This is a genomic window from Clostridium magnum DSM 2767, from assembly GCF_001623875.1.
Lineage (GTDB): Bacteria > Bacillota > Clostridia > Clostridiales > Clostridiaceae > Clostridium_AM > Clostridium_AM magnum.
The window spans coordinates 255,176-270,707 of sequence record NZ_LWAE01000008.1; the positions used below are offsets into that span (position 1 = coordinate 255,176).

Genomic DNA, 15,532 nt, shown 5'->3' on the forward strand with positions numbered 1-15,532 from the left:
TTAGAGGCGGTTGTATATGAATAAAATTGGGATTATAGCCAATCCATCATCTGGTAAAGATATTAGACGACTGGTATCTCATGCTACAACAGTTGATAACAATGAAAAGGTAAATATAGTTGAAAGAATAGTTCTTTCTGCTCAAGCTTTTGGTGTAACAAAAGTGTATATTATGGCTGATACCTATCAAATCGGATATAAGGTTGAAGATAATCTATCAACTTTAGGTGAATTAACAGCTGAAATAAATGTACTGGACATGGAGATCAGTGGTACACTCTATGATACTATGAATGCAGCTGAAAAGATGGAAGAGCTGGAAGTAGATTGTATAGTTATCTTAGGAGGAGATGGAACCAGTAGGGCCGTTGCAAAAATAATAAAAAATATACCAATAATAGCTGTATCAACAGGCACCAACAATGTTTATCCCGAGATGATAGAAGGAACTGTAGCAGGGATGGCAGCAGCAGCAGTTGCCAGCAAAAAATTTGATATAAATGAAATATGTTTTAAAGATAAGAGAATTGAAATTTGTAGAAATGAAAAATTAATAGATATTGCTTTAATAGATGCAGTAATTTCAAAAAATTTGTATGTTGGTAGTAAAGCCATATGGAATGTTGAAGATATACTAAAGATTATTGTTTCAAGAGCACATCCTGCATCAATAGGCTTTTCGGCTATTGTTGGATGCAGAATGATTGTCAGTAAGAATGATGATTTTGGAGCAGCTGTTGACTTAACTAGTAATAAACAAAAAATTACTGCACCAGTTGCAGCTGGAATTATAACACCTATTCATATGGAAGATGCTGAGATAATTAATCTTAATGCGACCTATGAATTTATTAGTAAAGAAGGCGGGACCATTGCTTTAGACGGAGAAAGAGAAATCGCTTTCAAGGCTGGGGAAAGATTCGTTTTTAAAATAACAAGGAATGGTCCTTTACATGTGGATATTATAAAAACTTTAGAAATAGCTCAAAAAAAGGGATTCTTTAAAATAGTTTAATTAAAAAGTATGAAACGAGGAGGATTAAATATGGCAAAGATTGTAGTTATGCCGAAGCTAGGATTGACAATGACAGAAGGTACATTGGTGACTTGGAAAAAGGCTGAAGGAGATCAAGTTAAAGTCGGAGAGATTTTTTTTGAGGTATCAACAGATAAACTGACTAATGAAGTTGAAGCAAGTGATGAAGGAATAGTAAGAAAATTGCTTGTAAATGAAGGAGATACAGTTGAGTGCTTAAAGCCAGTTGCAATTATTGGCAGTGCTGATGAGGATATATCTTCTTTATTAAATGGTTCATCTGAAGGAAGTGAATCAGCAGAGCAAAATGATACAAAAGCACCTAAAAAAGAAGCTGAAGCTCCTAAAGGTGCAGTAGAAAAACAACAAGGAAAAGTAAAAGCTTCTCCGGCTGCTAAGAAGCTAGCTGCAGAAAATAATATAGATATCACATTAGTTGAAGGTACAGGTCCACAGGGAAGAATAACAACTGAAGATGTGGAAAAGTATATTGAAGACAGTAAAAATGCATCAAAAGCATCTCCGATGGCAAGTAAAGTAGCAGCGGAATTAAATGTTGATTTATCAACAATTGAAAAAGATGGAAGAATAATGAAAGAGGATGTTTTATCTCTTTGCAAGGGTAATGCTCCAGAGGAGTGCAAGGTTAATGCTTCAGAAGATAAATATACTGAAAAGATAGTACCAATGACTCAAATTAGAAAGATAATTTCCGCTAGAATGCATGAAAGCTGGATTACTTCTCCAACAGTAACTTATGATATAAAGGTTGATATGACTAGCCTAAAGAGATTTAAGGATGCACTTAAAGATGTGTGTAAAGTAACTTATACAGATTTAATTGTAAAAATAGTTTCAAAAGTATTACTTCAATTCCCTCTTCTTAACTGTTCTATCAATGGAAATGAATTAATTACCAGAAATTATGTTAATATGGGTGTAGCAGTTGCTATAGATGGAGGATTAGTAGTGCCAGTTGTTAAGTATGCAAATGAAAAGGGCTTAAAGGAAATATCTACTGAGGTTAAAGATTTAGCTAAGAAAGCCAAAAGTAATCAACTTAAACCTGAGAATATGACCGGAGGTACATTTACAATAACTAACCTTGGAATGTTTGGAATAGAGTATTTTTCACCAATTATAAATCAACCTGAAGTGGCTATTTTGGGAGTAAATAAAATTACGGAGACTCCAGTTGTACAAAATGGTGAAATAGTAATAAAACCACTTATGAATTTATCCCTTACTGCGGACCATAGGGCAGTGGATGGTTCTGTTGCTGCTCAATTCTTGTCAAAGGTAAAAGAATACATGGAAAAACCAGAGCTATTGATGTTATAGGGAGGAGGATTATATATGGCAAAGATTGTAGTTATGCCGAAACTAGGGTTGACAATGACAGAAGGTACATTGGTGACATGGAAAAAGGCTGAAGGAGATCAAGTTAAAGTCGGAGAAATTTTATTTGAGGTATCAACAGATAAGCTGACTAATGAAGTTGAATCAAGTGATGAAGGAATAGTAAGAAAATTGCTTGTAAATGAAGGAGATGTAGTTGAGTGCCTGAACCCAGTTGCAATTATTGGTAGTGCTGATGAAGATATATCTTCTTTATTAAATGGTTCATCTGAAGGAAGTGGATCAGCAGAGCAAAGTGATACAAAAGCACCTAAAAAAGAAGTTGAAGCTGTTAAAGGTGGAGACAATTTAGTAGTTATAGGCGGGGGTCCAGGGGGATATGTTGCAGCTATTCGTGCTGCTCAATTGGGAGCAAAAGTTACATTAATTGAGAAGGAATCCCTTGGAGGAACATGTTTAAATGTAGGCTGCATACCTACTAAGGTTTTATTACATTCTTCACAGCTGCTTACAGAAATGAAGGAAGGGGACAAACTTGGAATTGATATTGAGGGAAGCATAGTAGTTAATTGGAAACATATTCAAAAAAGAAAGAAGATTGTTATAAAAAAATTAGTTTCAGGGGTTTCTGGATTGTTAACTTGTAATAAAGTCAAAGTAATTAAAGGAACAGCGAAATTTGAATCAAAGGATACTATTTTAGTGACAAAAGAAGATGGGGTAGCGGAGAAAGTTAACTTTGACAATGCCATAATTGCAACCGGTTCAATGCCCTTTATACCAGAAATAGAAGGCAATAAGCTGTCAGGGGTAATTGATAGTACAGGAGCATTAAGTTTAGAGAGTAACCCTGAAAGTATTGCAATTATCGGTGGAGGAGTAATAGGGGTAGAATTTGCAAGTATTTTCAACTCTTTAGGCTGTAAAGTAAGTATCATTGAGATGCTTCCACATATTTTACCGCCAATGGACAGGGAAATTTCAGAAATAGCTAAGGCAAAGCTAATCAGGGATGGAATTAATATTAATAATAATTGTAAGGTTACTAGAATTGAACAGGGTGAAGATGGACTAAAAGTGTCATTTATAGGTGATAAAGGTGAAGAAAGCATAGATGTTGAAAAAGTACTCATTGCAGTAGGGCGACGTTCAAATATCGAAGGTCTAGATGTAGAAAAGATTGGAGTAAAGACTGAGGGAGGATCTATCATAGTCAATGATAAAATGGAAACCAATGTTGAAGGGATTTATGCAATAGGTGATTGTACCGGCAAGATTATGCTAGCTCATGTAGCCTCAGATCAAGGTGTTGTGGCAGCGGAGAATATAATGGGCCAAAATAAAAAAATGGATTATAAAACTGTACCTGCCTGTGTATATACTAAGCCAGAGTTAGCTTCTGTTGGTCTAACTGAAGAACAGGCAAAAGAAAAGGGAATTGATTATAAAGTAGGTAAATTCCAATTAGCAGCTAATGGAAAATCTCTTATAATGAATGAAACTGGAGGAGTTATTAAAATTATCACAGACAAAAAGTACGAGGAGATTTTAGGTGTTCATATACTTGGACCTAGAGCTACAGATTTGATAACGGAAGCAGCCTTAGCTTTAAGGTTAGAAGCTACTTTAGAAGAAATAATCACAACAGTACATGCCCATCCAACTGTAGGAGAAGCGATGAAGGAAGCAGCTCTAGCAGTAAATAATCAAGCTATTCATATGATGAACAAGTAGTTGAATAATCAGGTACCCGTGCATATTTGCAAGGGTACCTAATTAAACTATTAATTTAGAGGTGTAATATGAGACAAGTATGTATTGGAGACAGCTTAACCTATGGATATGGAGTTAGGGCAAAGAAAAACTGGAACTTTATAGATAGCTTTAAAGCTACTAATGATCTTATTATAGAGTTTAGTCGGTGGATAAAGAAATTTTCAAATCACAATAATATCAATACGTTATTATTTAGGAATATTTATACAAGAATTATGAAGATATAACAAATGTCCCTACGTTAAGTAAAGGAGGGAGAAAGCTAAAATGTACAGATTGATAATGCCAGAATCTAATGTAAGCTATGATGAAGGGTTGAAAATGCAGAAAAAAGCATATGAATTGGTTGCTGCTGGTGAATATGATGGAGTTATTTTTATTCTGGAACATAAGCCAGTATTTACAGTTGGTACTAATGGTGGATTTGAGAATCTCCTTGTTACTGATCGGGAATTAAAGAATAAAGATATCGATGTCGTGAAGGTTAATAGAGGGGGAAATATTACATTTCATGGACCAGGACAGATTGTTGTGTATCCTATACTAAATTTAAATAAGTTTTACAAGGATGTTCATTGGTATGTAGGTTCATTGGAAAATGTTGTTATAGATACATTGTCACAGTATAATATCTCAGGATATAAAAAAAGTAAATTTAGAGGTGTATGGGTAAATGAAAATAAGATTTCAGCAGTTGGAGTACATTTGAAAAAATGGATTTCAACTCATGGGTTATCTTTGAATGTTAATGTAGATAAAACATATTTTGAGATGATTAATCCTTGTGGTATTACAGAATTTGGAATTATTTCAATTGTTGACTATCAGGATAACATCAAAATATCTGATGTAAAGCATAAATTAATTGGAAGCTTTGAAAAAATATTTAAAATCAACTTAATTAAAGATGAGGTTGCAGAAAGTTGGTGGATAAAATGAGTGCAACTATAAGAAAGCCTGAGTGGATTAGAAAAAGAATTTCTTATGGAAATATTGATAAGACAGAAGGAATTTTAAGAAGCTTGAAAATTAATACAGTATGTGAGGGTGCACAGTGTCCTAATATAGATGAATGTTTTGGGCGTAAAACAACAACTTTTATGATTTTAGGTAATATCTGTACAAGAGGCTGCCGTTTTTGTGCAGTTGAAAAAGGTATAGCAAAAAAGCTAGATCCTGATGAACCGATGCATGTTGCAGAGGCTAGTAAAGCATTAGGTCTAAGGCATGTGGTAATTACGTCTGTAACAAGAGATGACTTACTTGATGGCGGGGCTGAACATTATTTTAAAACAGTTAAAGCAATAAAGTCATTAAATCCTTCTGCAACCATTGAACTTTTAATACCGGATTTAAAAGGCAATTGGAAAGCCTTAAAAAGAATTTTAGATGCTAAACCTGATATTTTGAATCATAATCTTGAGACGGTAGCATCATTATATAAAACTGTTAGGCCTCAGGCGGATTATGAACGTTCCTTAGAACTTTTAAGAAAATCTAAGGAAATAGATCCTAAAACATATACGAAATCCGGAATTATGGTGGGACTAGGTGAAAAGGTTGAGGAAGTTAACGCTTTGATGGATGATTTAAAAGCTGCTTGTTGTGATATTATCACTATTGGCCAATATCTGAGACCATCAGAAAATCATCTTGAAGTATTTGAATATATTCATCCAAATGATTTTGAAGTATACAGAATTACTGCTATGAAAAAAGGATTTAAATATGTTGCAGCAGGACCCTTTGTCAGAAGTTCTTATAATGCAGTATTAGGAATGGATAAGATAAACAATACTAATAAAGTTTTAAAAAGTATTTAACTTGGATTCGGCAAGTGATCTTTACAAGCATTGATATGGCTATATTTTAGTATAAAAAATTTTTTGCGAAGAAATTAAGTGTTATCAATGGTTTGCAGATTTACTTGCCGAATTGAAGTTTAATAAATAATATTATGAGTTGGGGGTTTTTGTTATGATAAGAGTTATGAGAGCACCATCAAGGTACGTTCAAGGAAAAGATGCGCTTCTAGACTTGAAGCGTCATGTAGAATCACTTGGGAATACTTTCTATGCAATAGGAAGTAAATCCGCGTTGAAATCTACAAAAGCAGCTATTGAAAAAAGTTTTGAAGGCAGCGATATGAGCATTACTTTTGAACTATTCAATGGTCAATGTTCAATGGCTGAGGTAAACAGAGTAAGAGATCTTATTAGGAAAAGTAACTCAAATGTAATCGTTGGCATTGGTGGAGGAAGAGCTTTAGATACTGCAAAGGTAGCTGCACATTACGAAAAACTACCACTGGTAATAATACCAACAGTTGCTGCAACAGATGCGCCATGTACTGCACTTTCAGTAATTTATACTGAACAAGGTGAATTTGATCAATATCTTTTCTATCCAAAGAATCCTGATGTTGTTGTTGTTGACACTGGTATTATTGCAAAAGCACCTGTTAGATTCTTTGTAGCAGGACTTGGAGACGCACTTGGAACATTCTTTGAGGGAAGAGCATGTCTTCGTACAGAATCATTAGATCTTGACGGAGAGCACATTACCCAATCAGGATATTGTCTTGCTGAATTGTGCTATAAAACAATAGTAGCTGATGGTTATAAAGCAAAACTTGCCATTGAAAAAGGTGTTGTAGTACCAGCAGTTGAAAAAGCTATCGAGGCAACTACTTATTTAAGTGGGGTTGGAGCTAGTGGCGCAGGGTTGGCAGCAGCACACTCAATTTATAATGGATTTACTGTACTTGAAGAATGTGAAGGAACTATGCATGGAGAAATTGTGGCATTTGGAACATTAGTTCAGTTACTTCTTGAAGATAGCCCAATAGAGGAAATCAAAGAAGTTATGGATTTCTGTCTAAGTGTTGGACTACCTATAACTCTTGAAGATATCGGAGTTAAACAGGTAGATCCTGAGAAATTAATGAAGGTAGCAAAAGCAGCCTGTGCTCCAGGGGAGTCAATTCATAATATGGTTGGAGATGTCACTCCAGAAGAACTATATGATGCCTTTATCGTTGCAGATAACATGGGATCGCAATACAAAAGGCAATAGGGCATCTTCAAAGAAATAACTAGTCAACTTGCTATTCTATTTTGCGTCATACTGCGTCGACAGAACCCTTAGATAGAGTCGGCTATCTGAGGAACCTGTCTCCTTGTCTGACACAAAATATCCGTCGCATCTTTGACTTGTTATTTTCTTTCAGATGCCTAGAATAGATAAGGTTTGTTTTAAAAAATATATACTATTAATTAACATGGTAGGGGGAATTTTGATGAAGGCTGCATTATGGTATAAAAAAAATGATGTAAGGGTTGAAGACATTGAGGAACCAAGTGTATTAAAAGGTTCAGTAAAAATTAAGGTTAAATGGTGTGGTATTTGTGGTTCAGATTTGCATGAATATTTAGGAGGACCTATATTTATTCCTGTTGAACAACCTCATCCACTAAGCGGTAATACGGCTCCTGTGGTTTTAGGGCATGAGTTTTCAGGAGAAGTTGTAGAAGTGGGACAAAATGTAACAAAGCTTAAAGTTGGAGATAGAGTCACTGTGGAACCAGTTGTAGTATGCGGGAAGTGTCCGGCTTGTAAAGAAGGAAAGTATAATCTTTGTTCATCCTTAGGATTTCACGGACTTTGTGGTACTGGTGGTGGATTTGCAGAATATACTGTATTCCCAGAGGAATTCGTTCATAAAATTCCAGATAACATGTCCTATGAGCAAGCTGCATTAATAGAGCCAATGTCAGTAGCTTTACATTCACTCAGAATTTCAAACTTCAAAATTGGAGATACAGCCCTTGTATTAGGTTCCGGTCCAATAGGCCTTGCTACCATAGAGTGCCTTAAAGCAGCTGGAGCTAAACTTGTAATAGTTCTTCAAAGAAAATCAGTAAGACAGGAATATGCTAAAAGAATGGGTGCTGATGTAGTTCTTGATCCGAATGAGGTGGATATAGCAGAAGAGGTTAAAAAGCTTACAGGTGGAGTTGGAGTAGATAAAGCTTTTGAAACTACAGGTTCTAAGGTAGGTTTAGAGGCAGGACTTAACAGTATAAAATTTGAAGGAACTCTAGTAATAACAAGTATTTGGGAAAATGAAGTAAGTTTTAATCCTAATGTTTTGGTATTTTCAGAAAAGAAAGTAATGGGATCATTAGTTTATAGACACGAATTTCCAGCTACAATTGCTCAAATGGGTGAAGGAAGAATAAAAGCTGAAGGGTATATTACAAAAAAAATAGCTCTTGATGATATTGTAAAAGAAGGATTCGGAGCTTTAACTGGACCAGAAAAGAAAACTCATGTAAAAATACTTGTAACACCGGATAAATCTCTTTTATAATATATTTCCCCATATTAAAAAATATCTTTTTATCTTTTTCAATAATTAAAAATTTAAAATTATAATTTAAATTAATGAAAAAACCCTAGCAGTATCATTGTATAGTTGATATTGCTAGGGTTTTTACTTGGAAATTAGTAAAGTTTTGATCGTCTTAAAATTTTGAAGATGATCTTAAGTTTTTTACTTTAATATATTTTTATACACAAGCATGTTCTTGCAACACACAGTTAATTTTATTAAGTTCAGAACTTTGTTTTCCGTATACTCTAAATACAAGTCTTTTTTCAGAGAAGTTTAAGAATTCTTTATCCTTTATATTTAGTAAAAATACCTTATCAAATAATTGATTACAGTAAACAACATCTATATCGCCATAATTAAAAGAAACTGGCTTATATTTGTTATTCGTAGGGATTAAAACAATTCGCTTATCTGTAACTGCAAGAATACATTCAACTTTAAAAACACGAGGCATATCTATAAAATAATCGGTCATAGAAGAAAGTCCTATGCAGTACATAATTTCTCTTCCGATTGATAGTCTAACAATCCCTTTTACACCATAAATAAATTGCTCGCTAGATTCTTTATAGGCATTTAAGCTAGTGTTATTAATTAGAGAAGAGATCATAATATCAACCCCCATACTGATCTTATATTAACTATAGTATAGCATTTCTGAAAAACGGTTTCAATTAATTATCAGAATGTTTAGAAAAATTTAACTAAAGTTATTTTATTTTTTCCCATAAATTATTAGAGAATATTATTGAATATGGAAATAAAAAGTATTATAATAATTGTTATTGTACGAACAATGCTGATGTGAATAATATCTATAAAAATAATTCGTCTATGGAGGGTTAAAATGAAAAAGACTTTATTTTGTTTAATTGCAGTGGCACTTTTAAGTGGTTGCAGTTCTAATGGCAGTACAAGTGTAAAAAATAATGTACAAGCAACTCAAAATGCTCAGCAAAGTACTAAAACTCAATACATAATGGGAGGAAAAATACAGGCAAACGAAGAAGCAAACATAGGCTCAAAAATTTCAGCGAGAGTTTCAGAAATAACCGTTGATGTTGGGGCAAAGGTTAATCAAGGAGATACTATTATCAAATTAGACACACAAGACTTACAGGCTCAGGTAGATCAAGCTCAAGCAGCAGTGAACACTGCTAAGGCAAATTTAGCTAATGCCACTAGCGGTACACGCCCTGAGCAGCTGGCCCAGGCTCAAGCTACTTTAGATAGTGCTTCTCAAGGCTATGAAGTTACTAAGAAGAATTATGATCGTACTAAAGCTCTAGTAGATTCAGGAGCAGCAGCACAACAACAATTGGATTCAGCTCAGCAACAACTTGCAGTGGCAGAGTCTCAATATAAAACTGCACAGGCAAACCTAGAGATGTTACAAAATGGGGCTACAAAGTCTAGTATAGATGTTTATCAAGCTCAGGTAAATCAAGCTGAAGCAGCTTTAAAGGTAGCACAGGCAGCATTAAGCAATGCCACTATTACGGCTCCAATTTCAGGGGTAGTAAGTGCAAAAAATATTAATGTGGGAGAAATGGCTTCAGCAAGTGGTACACTTTTATCTATAGTTAATTCCAGTGGTTTATCTGTAAATGCCTATGCACCTTTAGATATTGTAGATCAGCTAAAGGAAGGACAAAGTGTAGTTGTTAAGGTATCAGAAATACCAGATAAACAGTTTGAAGGTACAATAATTGTTATAAACTCAAAATTAAATTCACAAAGCAGAAATATTTTAGTTAAAGTAGCTGTAGCAGATACTAACTCACAATTAAAATCTGGTATGTTTGCAGAAGTTGGCTTAAAGAAATAGGGAATACAGGAGACTGAAAGATTAATAATCTTTCAGCACAGTATAAGGAATACAGGAGACTAAAAGATTAATAATCTTTTAGTGCAGTATAAGAAATACAGGAGGGTTTTTTTGATATGAAAGAGAAGCGTAAAGTATTAATTATTGGAATACTAGTGGCAATTGTAGTAGCGTTATCTGGTATAGGATTTTACTATTGGTATGAAAACACTTATTATGTTTCCACTGATGATGCTAGAGTCAGTGCAGATTTAGTTAGTGTAACCCCACAGATTACAGGAAAATTACTGGAACTAAATGTAGAAGAAGGAGAGACAGTTGCAAAGAATCAAATATTAGCTCGTCAAGAAATGAATAATCTTCCAGATACAAGTGTAGACCAGTCTTTAATAAGATCACCTATTAATGGTATAATTATTAAGAGACAGGGGACTATAGGAGAAGTTTGGTCACCAAGTCAAACCTTAGCTACTTTAATAGATCCAAATAAGCTTTATATAGCTGCAAATATTGAAGAAACAAAGCTTGGCAAAGTAAGAGTTGGACAAACAGTAGATATTACTATAGATCAATTTGGTTCTCAAAAGTTTACAGGCAAGGTTAAATCAGTAGGTGAAGCAGCAAATTCAGCGTTATCACTTCTTCCATCATCAACTAGCGGTACCTTTACAAAGGTAGTTCAGAGAGTACCAATAAAAATTGAACTTAATAAGTTTAATAACAAAATACTTCCAGGAACCAATGCTGTTGTTAAGATTCACGTTAAATAATGAGGTGATTTATGATGGAAGACAATAACAATGATTTATTAAGTGCTTGGTTATCCCTATGTGTAGTTATAATAGGTACCTTTATGTCTATACTAGATAGTAGTATAGTTAATATTGCTCTTCCTAAGATGATGGCTGTTTTTGGTGTATCCTTAGATGATGCAAAATGGATAATAACGGCTTATGCACTAGTACTTGGAGCCATAATACCTTTAACGGGATATTTGCAGGAGATTTTTGGAACTAAGAGACTATATATGTTTGCCTTAGCGATGTTTACACTAGGATCATTATTGTGTGGATTTTCATGGAGTAATACCTCTATGATAATTTTTCGTATAGTTCAAGCTATTGGCGGAGGTATAATAATGCCTGTAGGAATGTCTATAATCTATCAGGTGTTTCCTAGAGAAAAGATAGGTGTAGCTCTCGGGTTTTGGGGAATAGCCGCTATGGCAGCACCTGCTATAGGACCAACTTTAGGTGGATATATTATTGAAAAGATGGATTGGAGACTTATTTTCAATATCAATGTTCCAATAGGTATTGTAGGGGTAATATTGGCAGGAATCCTATTAAAAGGAACAGAACGAAAGTCCTTTAAATCTTTTGATATAATAGGATTTTTATCCTCAACAGTGGGTATAGTAAGTGTACTATATGTTCTTGGAGAAGGTTCTTCAATCGATTGGGGAAAGATAGAAAATCCAATACTAATGACTCTTGGTTGTCTAAGTCTTGTTCTATTTATAGTAAATGAACTTACCCACCCAGATCCCTTATTAGACTTACGCATACTAAAGTTATTTGATTTTAGTATAAGTCAAATTATAAGCAGTGTTCTGACCTTTGCACTAATGGGTGGGGTTTATGTATTACCTTTATTCTTGCAAAATGTAAGAGGATATACAGCTATGGAGGCTGGGATAATTATGCTTCCAGGGGCACTTGTAATGGGTGTTATGATGCCAATAAGCGGTAGTCTATTTGAAAAAGTTGGAGTAAAAACAGTTGTTATACCTGGGCTTATACTCTTAGCTGTAAGCTCTTATGAACTTGCAACTGCAATAAATATGAATTCCAGTAGAGAAACAATAATACTTATTAATTGCATAAGATCTATAGGAATAGGACTTAGTATGATGCCAATTAGTACTATAGGAATGAATGCTGTGCCAAAGCACCTGGTTGGAAAGGCATCAGCCCTTCAAAATACTATAAGGCAGATAGCAGGGGCACTTAGTGTAACTGTAATGTCTACAATTATGCAATGGAAGACTGATTATAACTATTTAAAGATGTCAGAGCAAATAAGTGTTTATAATGGAACTTCTAATAATACATTAAGTATACTAACAAGCTCATATATCCATGCAGGTTTACCACAAGGAACAGCTAAGGGAATGGCTCTATCCCAATTACTTAGAATGATTCAAGGTCAGGCTACTTTAGATGCTATGGCATATTCAGTTATTGTAACTGCCGTTATGGTGCTAGCAGCAATAGTTTTAACTTTATTTATGAAAGATAAGAAACCACTGAAAAAACAAGATAAGGTAGGTGAAGAAGATGGCCCTAAAGGAGGATTCGCCATATCAGAATGATGAATTAGTATCAAAACAAGCAGATGAAATAATTGAAATATTCAAAAGTATTAAAAAAACTCTTAGTTGTAAATTTGAAAAAAATGCAAAACAATATGGATTTACAGCACCTCAGCTTGGAGTAATATTTCATCTGCATCATATGCCATCCATAACCCTTAATGAGTTAAGTGAGCATATGATGTTAACAAAAAGTACGGTTTCAGGCATAGTAGATCGTTTGACTAAGCAGGGTGTTGTAGTTAGAGAAATACCTAAAGATAATCGCAGAACTGTAAAATTATCAATTTCAGAAGAGTTTAAAAAAAATAATGACATATGCAATATGAAAAAAACATTTATTTCTGATTTAATATCTAATGGGATAAAGAATATGGATCCAATGGAAGTTGAAAAAATAATTTATGGATTAAAACAATTTAGTTTATTATTAAACGATGATAATTCTAAGTAACTTGAAATAACCACCTGTAAGCAGCTACTTATGGGTGGTTATTTTTATTTGAAAATAAAAAAGGCTTAATCAACCTTTCTTTTTAGTACACCACAGATTACGACCAACCCTTGATGAAGCAAGTTTTTCCATAACTTTTATCCATGAACTGCGGTGCTCTTCACCAAGTTCCCCAAAAATATCTTCTATTTTATTTTTTTGAACACGGCTAAGCTCTCTCTCAAGCTCTTTACCTTCTTTTGTGAGAGTTAGTTGCTTTACGCGGAGATCCTGCTTGGAGGCCTTGCTTGTAATAAGTCCTTTTTCAATAAGACTCCGTAGGGGAGCATGGAGAGCTTGTTTGCTTATTTCTAATAATGTTAGTAATTCGTTAATACTTAATCCTGGAAAGCGGCCTACAAAAAAAATTATGCGGTGATGCATACGCTGTATTCCGTATTTAGCCAAAATTTGATCAGGTTCTTCAGTGAATGTCTTATAGGCAAAATAAAACAAAGTTAGTATTTCATCTAATTGTTCTTCATTATGTGTGTTCATATATGCTCTTCCTTTCAGTAGTGTAGTTTAAAACGTAAATCCGCAACTGTATACATAACCCAATTTAAGTGGAATCGTATACTTATTTTTTTCTATTTTTTTATTTTAACATCTATATAAGAATATTGCCATAGTAATCTAAAAATATAGAATGAAATGGAAACTTAAATCAGTAGGAAGATTTAAAATAGCAACTAATCGAACAAATTGGTCAATAATGTTGATATATATATTTGATTGTAGTACAATGCATAGGTCAATAAAGTTGACGTAAAATCATTGGTATTGGGAGTGTGGAAATAACATGAAAATAGCTATAGCAGGATCAGGTGCATTAGGATGTCGTTTTGGATCAATGCTTCATGAAGCAGGAAACGAAGTACTTTTAATAGATAATTGGAAAGAACATGTACGAAATATACAAACAAAGGGCTTAGAAATTGTTACTGAAGCAGGAAGTCCAATTATCCATATTGGAAAGTATAGTGGTATTGAGGAAGTAATGAAGGGTATAGTAAATGAGATTGTTGAAGTGGCAGCAGCAGAGAAAATTGAGCTAGATAACGATAAAATAATGGAAATGCTGCAGCAGCTATTTGATCCAGCTAAAACAGGAAACCACCTTCCATCTATGCTTCAAGACATGCAGAATGGACGAAAGACAGAAATTGAATATCTTAATGGAGCAATTGTAAAAATAGCAGAAAAGCATAATATAGCTGTTCCAAACAATAGCTTAATTAGTCACTTAATCTCTATGATGGAGAAAACGAGAAGTCTTAAATGTTCATAATTAAGTTAAGTGGACTGTTATTGCAAAGTATTACAATAACAGTTCATTATAGATAAGCAACACCCAAACTTGACTTAGCCCCGGTATTACTATGGTTATATCTTCTGCACTGTTAACTAATAATTGTTAAATGTGCTGTCAGATACATCCATAGTAATACCTAGCATAAGTCAATGATGCAGTTGATTTATCTATATAGATAAACACGGCCGAAAGTAGACTTACACTCCGGAATATGTTCCCAAGCTTCGGCACTATAAAAGCTTTTAGTCAATCTAAAGCTCAGTATTTTGAAAATCTAAGAATCTTTGCGCAGTAGCTAGCAGCCTATAAAACTATTAATTATAAATAAGTAGTCTTGGGGGATGCTAAGCACTGCATTTGAATTACTAAGCAATTCTGCATAAACTCATACCTCAAACATATCAAAGGTCCTAGGATTTTCTAAAATACTTCGCTAAGACTGATAAAAAAGTTTTTATATGTGCTTTCAGCTTTGGGAACATATTCCTACGTATAAGTCTACTTTCTGATGTGGTTCTCTATATAGGGGTTCTGATTCAGAACTTAAATTATACATTGATTGAAACTTAGCGATTTCAACGGTTCTAATGCATGTATAAGCTAAGTTTAGACCTAGAAACCCTATATAGATAAGCAAATCCATAACTTGACATATGCAATTAGCAAATCTCTTGAATTTATTAAATTCTATAAAATGTGTAAGTCAAACCCTATATTTTTAACAAATTTACCTATATATATATTGGTATTAATAAATCGGTTGTACTCTGAATATTATATTAATAGTTATCAATTTTCCTTAGAAGGTGTTTATATGGAAGCAAAGATATTTATGTCATTATCCCAGTTGATTAAGACATTACTAGGTGTTTTTTTACTCGGAATTGTATTTGGCACCGCAATAGGAGGGTTACTATTTTTAAAATTAAAAAAACCTTTTAGGTAGAATAATAGT

Annotated in this window: 15 protein-coding genes; 13 read left to right on the forward strand and 2 right to left on the reverse strand. The window is 33.9% G+C overall.

From position 1 onward, the window contains the following. The first annotated feature begins 16 nt into the window (after positions 1-16). From CLMAG_RS24665 to CLMAG_RS24700, 8 genes are all read left to right on the forward strand, one after another. Positions 17-1,015 carry an ATP-NAD kinase family protein gene (locus CLMAG_RS24665; protein ID WP_066628957.1) on the forward strand — a complete coding sequence of 333 codons (999 nt, stop codon included), beginning with the start codon at positions 17-19 and terminating at the stop codon, positions 1,013-1,015. A 30-nt stretch (positions 1,016-1,045) separates the two neighbouring features. Then, on the forward strand, positions 1,046-2,377 hold the full coding sequence (locus CLMAG_RS24670) for a dihydrolipoamide acetyltransferase family protein (protein ID WP_066628960.1): 1,332 nt from the start codon (positions 1,046-1,048) through the stop codon (positions 2,375-2,377). 15 nt (positions 2,378-2,392) lie between these two features. Then, positions 2,393-4,129, forward strand: coding sequence for a dihydrolipoyl dehydrogenase (gene lpdA / locus CLMAG_RS24675; RefSeq protein WP_066628968.1), 1,737 nt, complete (start codon positions 2,393-2,395; stop codon positions 4,127-4,129). Positions 4,130-4,197: 68 nt separating this feature from the next. Next, a complete protein-coding gene (locus CLMAG_RS24680) occupies positions 4,198-4,398 on the forward strand; it encodes a hypothetical protein (RefSeq protein ID WP_066628971.1) in 201 nt (66 codons plus the stop codon). A gap of 40 nt (positions 4,399-4,438) precedes the next feature. After that, on the forward strand, positions 4,439-5,110 hold the full coding sequence (gene lipB, locus CLMAG_RS24685; protein WP_066628974.1) for a lipoyl(octanoyl) transferase LipB: 672 nt from the start codon (positions 4,439-4,441) through the stop codon (positions 5,108-5,110). Continuing rightward, positions 5,107-5,994 carry a lipoyl synthase gene (gene lipA, locus CLMAG_RS24690; RefSeq protein ID WP_066628977.1) on the forward strand — a complete coding sequence of 296 codons (888 nt, stop codon included), beginning with the start codon at positions 5,107-5,109 and terminating at the stop codon, positions 5,992-5,994. Before lipB ends, lipA begins: the two co-directional genes overlap by 4 nt. A gap of 154 nt (positions 5,995-6,148) precedes the next feature. Further along, positions 6,149-7,246, forward strand: coding sequence for a glycerol dehydrogenase (locus CLMAG_RS24695; protein ID WP_066628980.1), 1,098 nt, complete (start codon positions 6,149-6,151; stop codon positions 7,244-7,246). 223 nt (positions 7,247-7,469) lie between these two features. Next, on the forward strand, positions 7,470-8,543 hold the full coding sequence (locus CLMAG_RS24700) for a 2,3-butanediol dehydrogenase (RefSeq protein ID WP_066628983.1): 1,074 nt from the start codon (positions 7,470-7,472) through the stop codon (positions 8,541-8,543). A gap of 199 nt (positions 8,544-8,742) precedes the next feature. Here CLMAG_RS24700 and CLMAG_RS24705 read toward each other — a convergent pair whose 3' ends face one another. Further along, positions 8,743-9,177, reverse strand: coding sequence for a hypothetical protein (locus CLMAG_RS24705; RefSeq protein ID WP_066628986.1), 435 nt, complete (start codon positions 9,175-9,177; stop codon positions 8,743-8,745). 237 nt (positions 9,178-9,414) lie between these two features. On the opposite strand from CLMAG_RS24705, the gene CLMAG_RS24710 reads away from it, so the two are divergent. The 4 genes from CLMAG_RS24710 (at position 9,415) to CLMAG_RS24725 (ending at position 13,223) form a co-directional block, all read left to right on the forward strand. Next, the gene (locus CLMAG_RS24710; RefSeq protein WP_066628989.1) at positions 9,415-10,395 is read left to right on the forward strand and encodes an efflux RND transporter periplasmic adaptor subunit; all 981 of its coding nucleotides are present in this window, start codon (positions 9,415-9,417) and stop codon (positions 10,393-10,395) included. A 116-nt stretch (positions 10,396-10,511) separates the two neighbouring features. Continuing rightward, positions 10,512-11,165, forward strand: coding sequence for an HlyD family secretion protein (locus CLMAG_RS24715; RefSeq protein WP_066628991.1), 654 nt, complete (start codon positions 10,512-10,514; stop codon positions 11,163-11,165). 14 nt (positions 11,166-11,179) lie between these two features. Further along, positions 11,180-12,769, forward strand: a complete 1,590-nt coding sequence (locus CLMAG_RS24720; protein ID WP_066629072.1) for a DHA2 family efflux MFS transporter permease subunit — start codon at positions 11,180-11,182, stop codon at positions 12,767-12,769. Then, on the forward strand, positions 12,735-13,223 hold the full coding sequence (locus CLMAG_RS24725) for a MarR family transcriptional regulator (RefSeq protein WP_066628994.1): 489 nt from the start codon (positions 12,735-12,737) through the stop codon (positions 13,221-13,223). The genes CLMAG_RS24720 and CLMAG_RS24725 overlap by 35 nt, the downstream gene beginning before the upstream one ends. Positions 13,224-13,292: 69 nt before the next feature. Here CLMAG_RS24725 and CLMAG_RS24730 read toward each other — a convergent pair whose 3' ends face one another. Then, on the reverse strand, positions 13,293-13,760 hold the full coding sequence (locus CLMAG_RS24730; protein WP_066628997.1) for a MarR family winged helix-turn-helix transcriptional regulator: 468 nt from the start codon (positions 13,758-13,760) through the stop codon (positions 13,293-13,295). A 304-nt stretch (positions 13,761-14,064) separates the two neighbouring features. Here CLMAG_RS24730 and CLMAG_RS24735 point away from each other — a divergent pair, with 304 nt between their 5' ends. Further along, a complete protein-coding gene (locus tag CLMAG_RS24735) occupies positions 14,065-14,553 on the forward strand; it encodes a ketopantoate reductase family protein (protein ID WP_066629000.1) in 489 nt (162 codons plus the stop codon). Positions 14,554-15,532 lie beyond the last annotated feature (979 nt).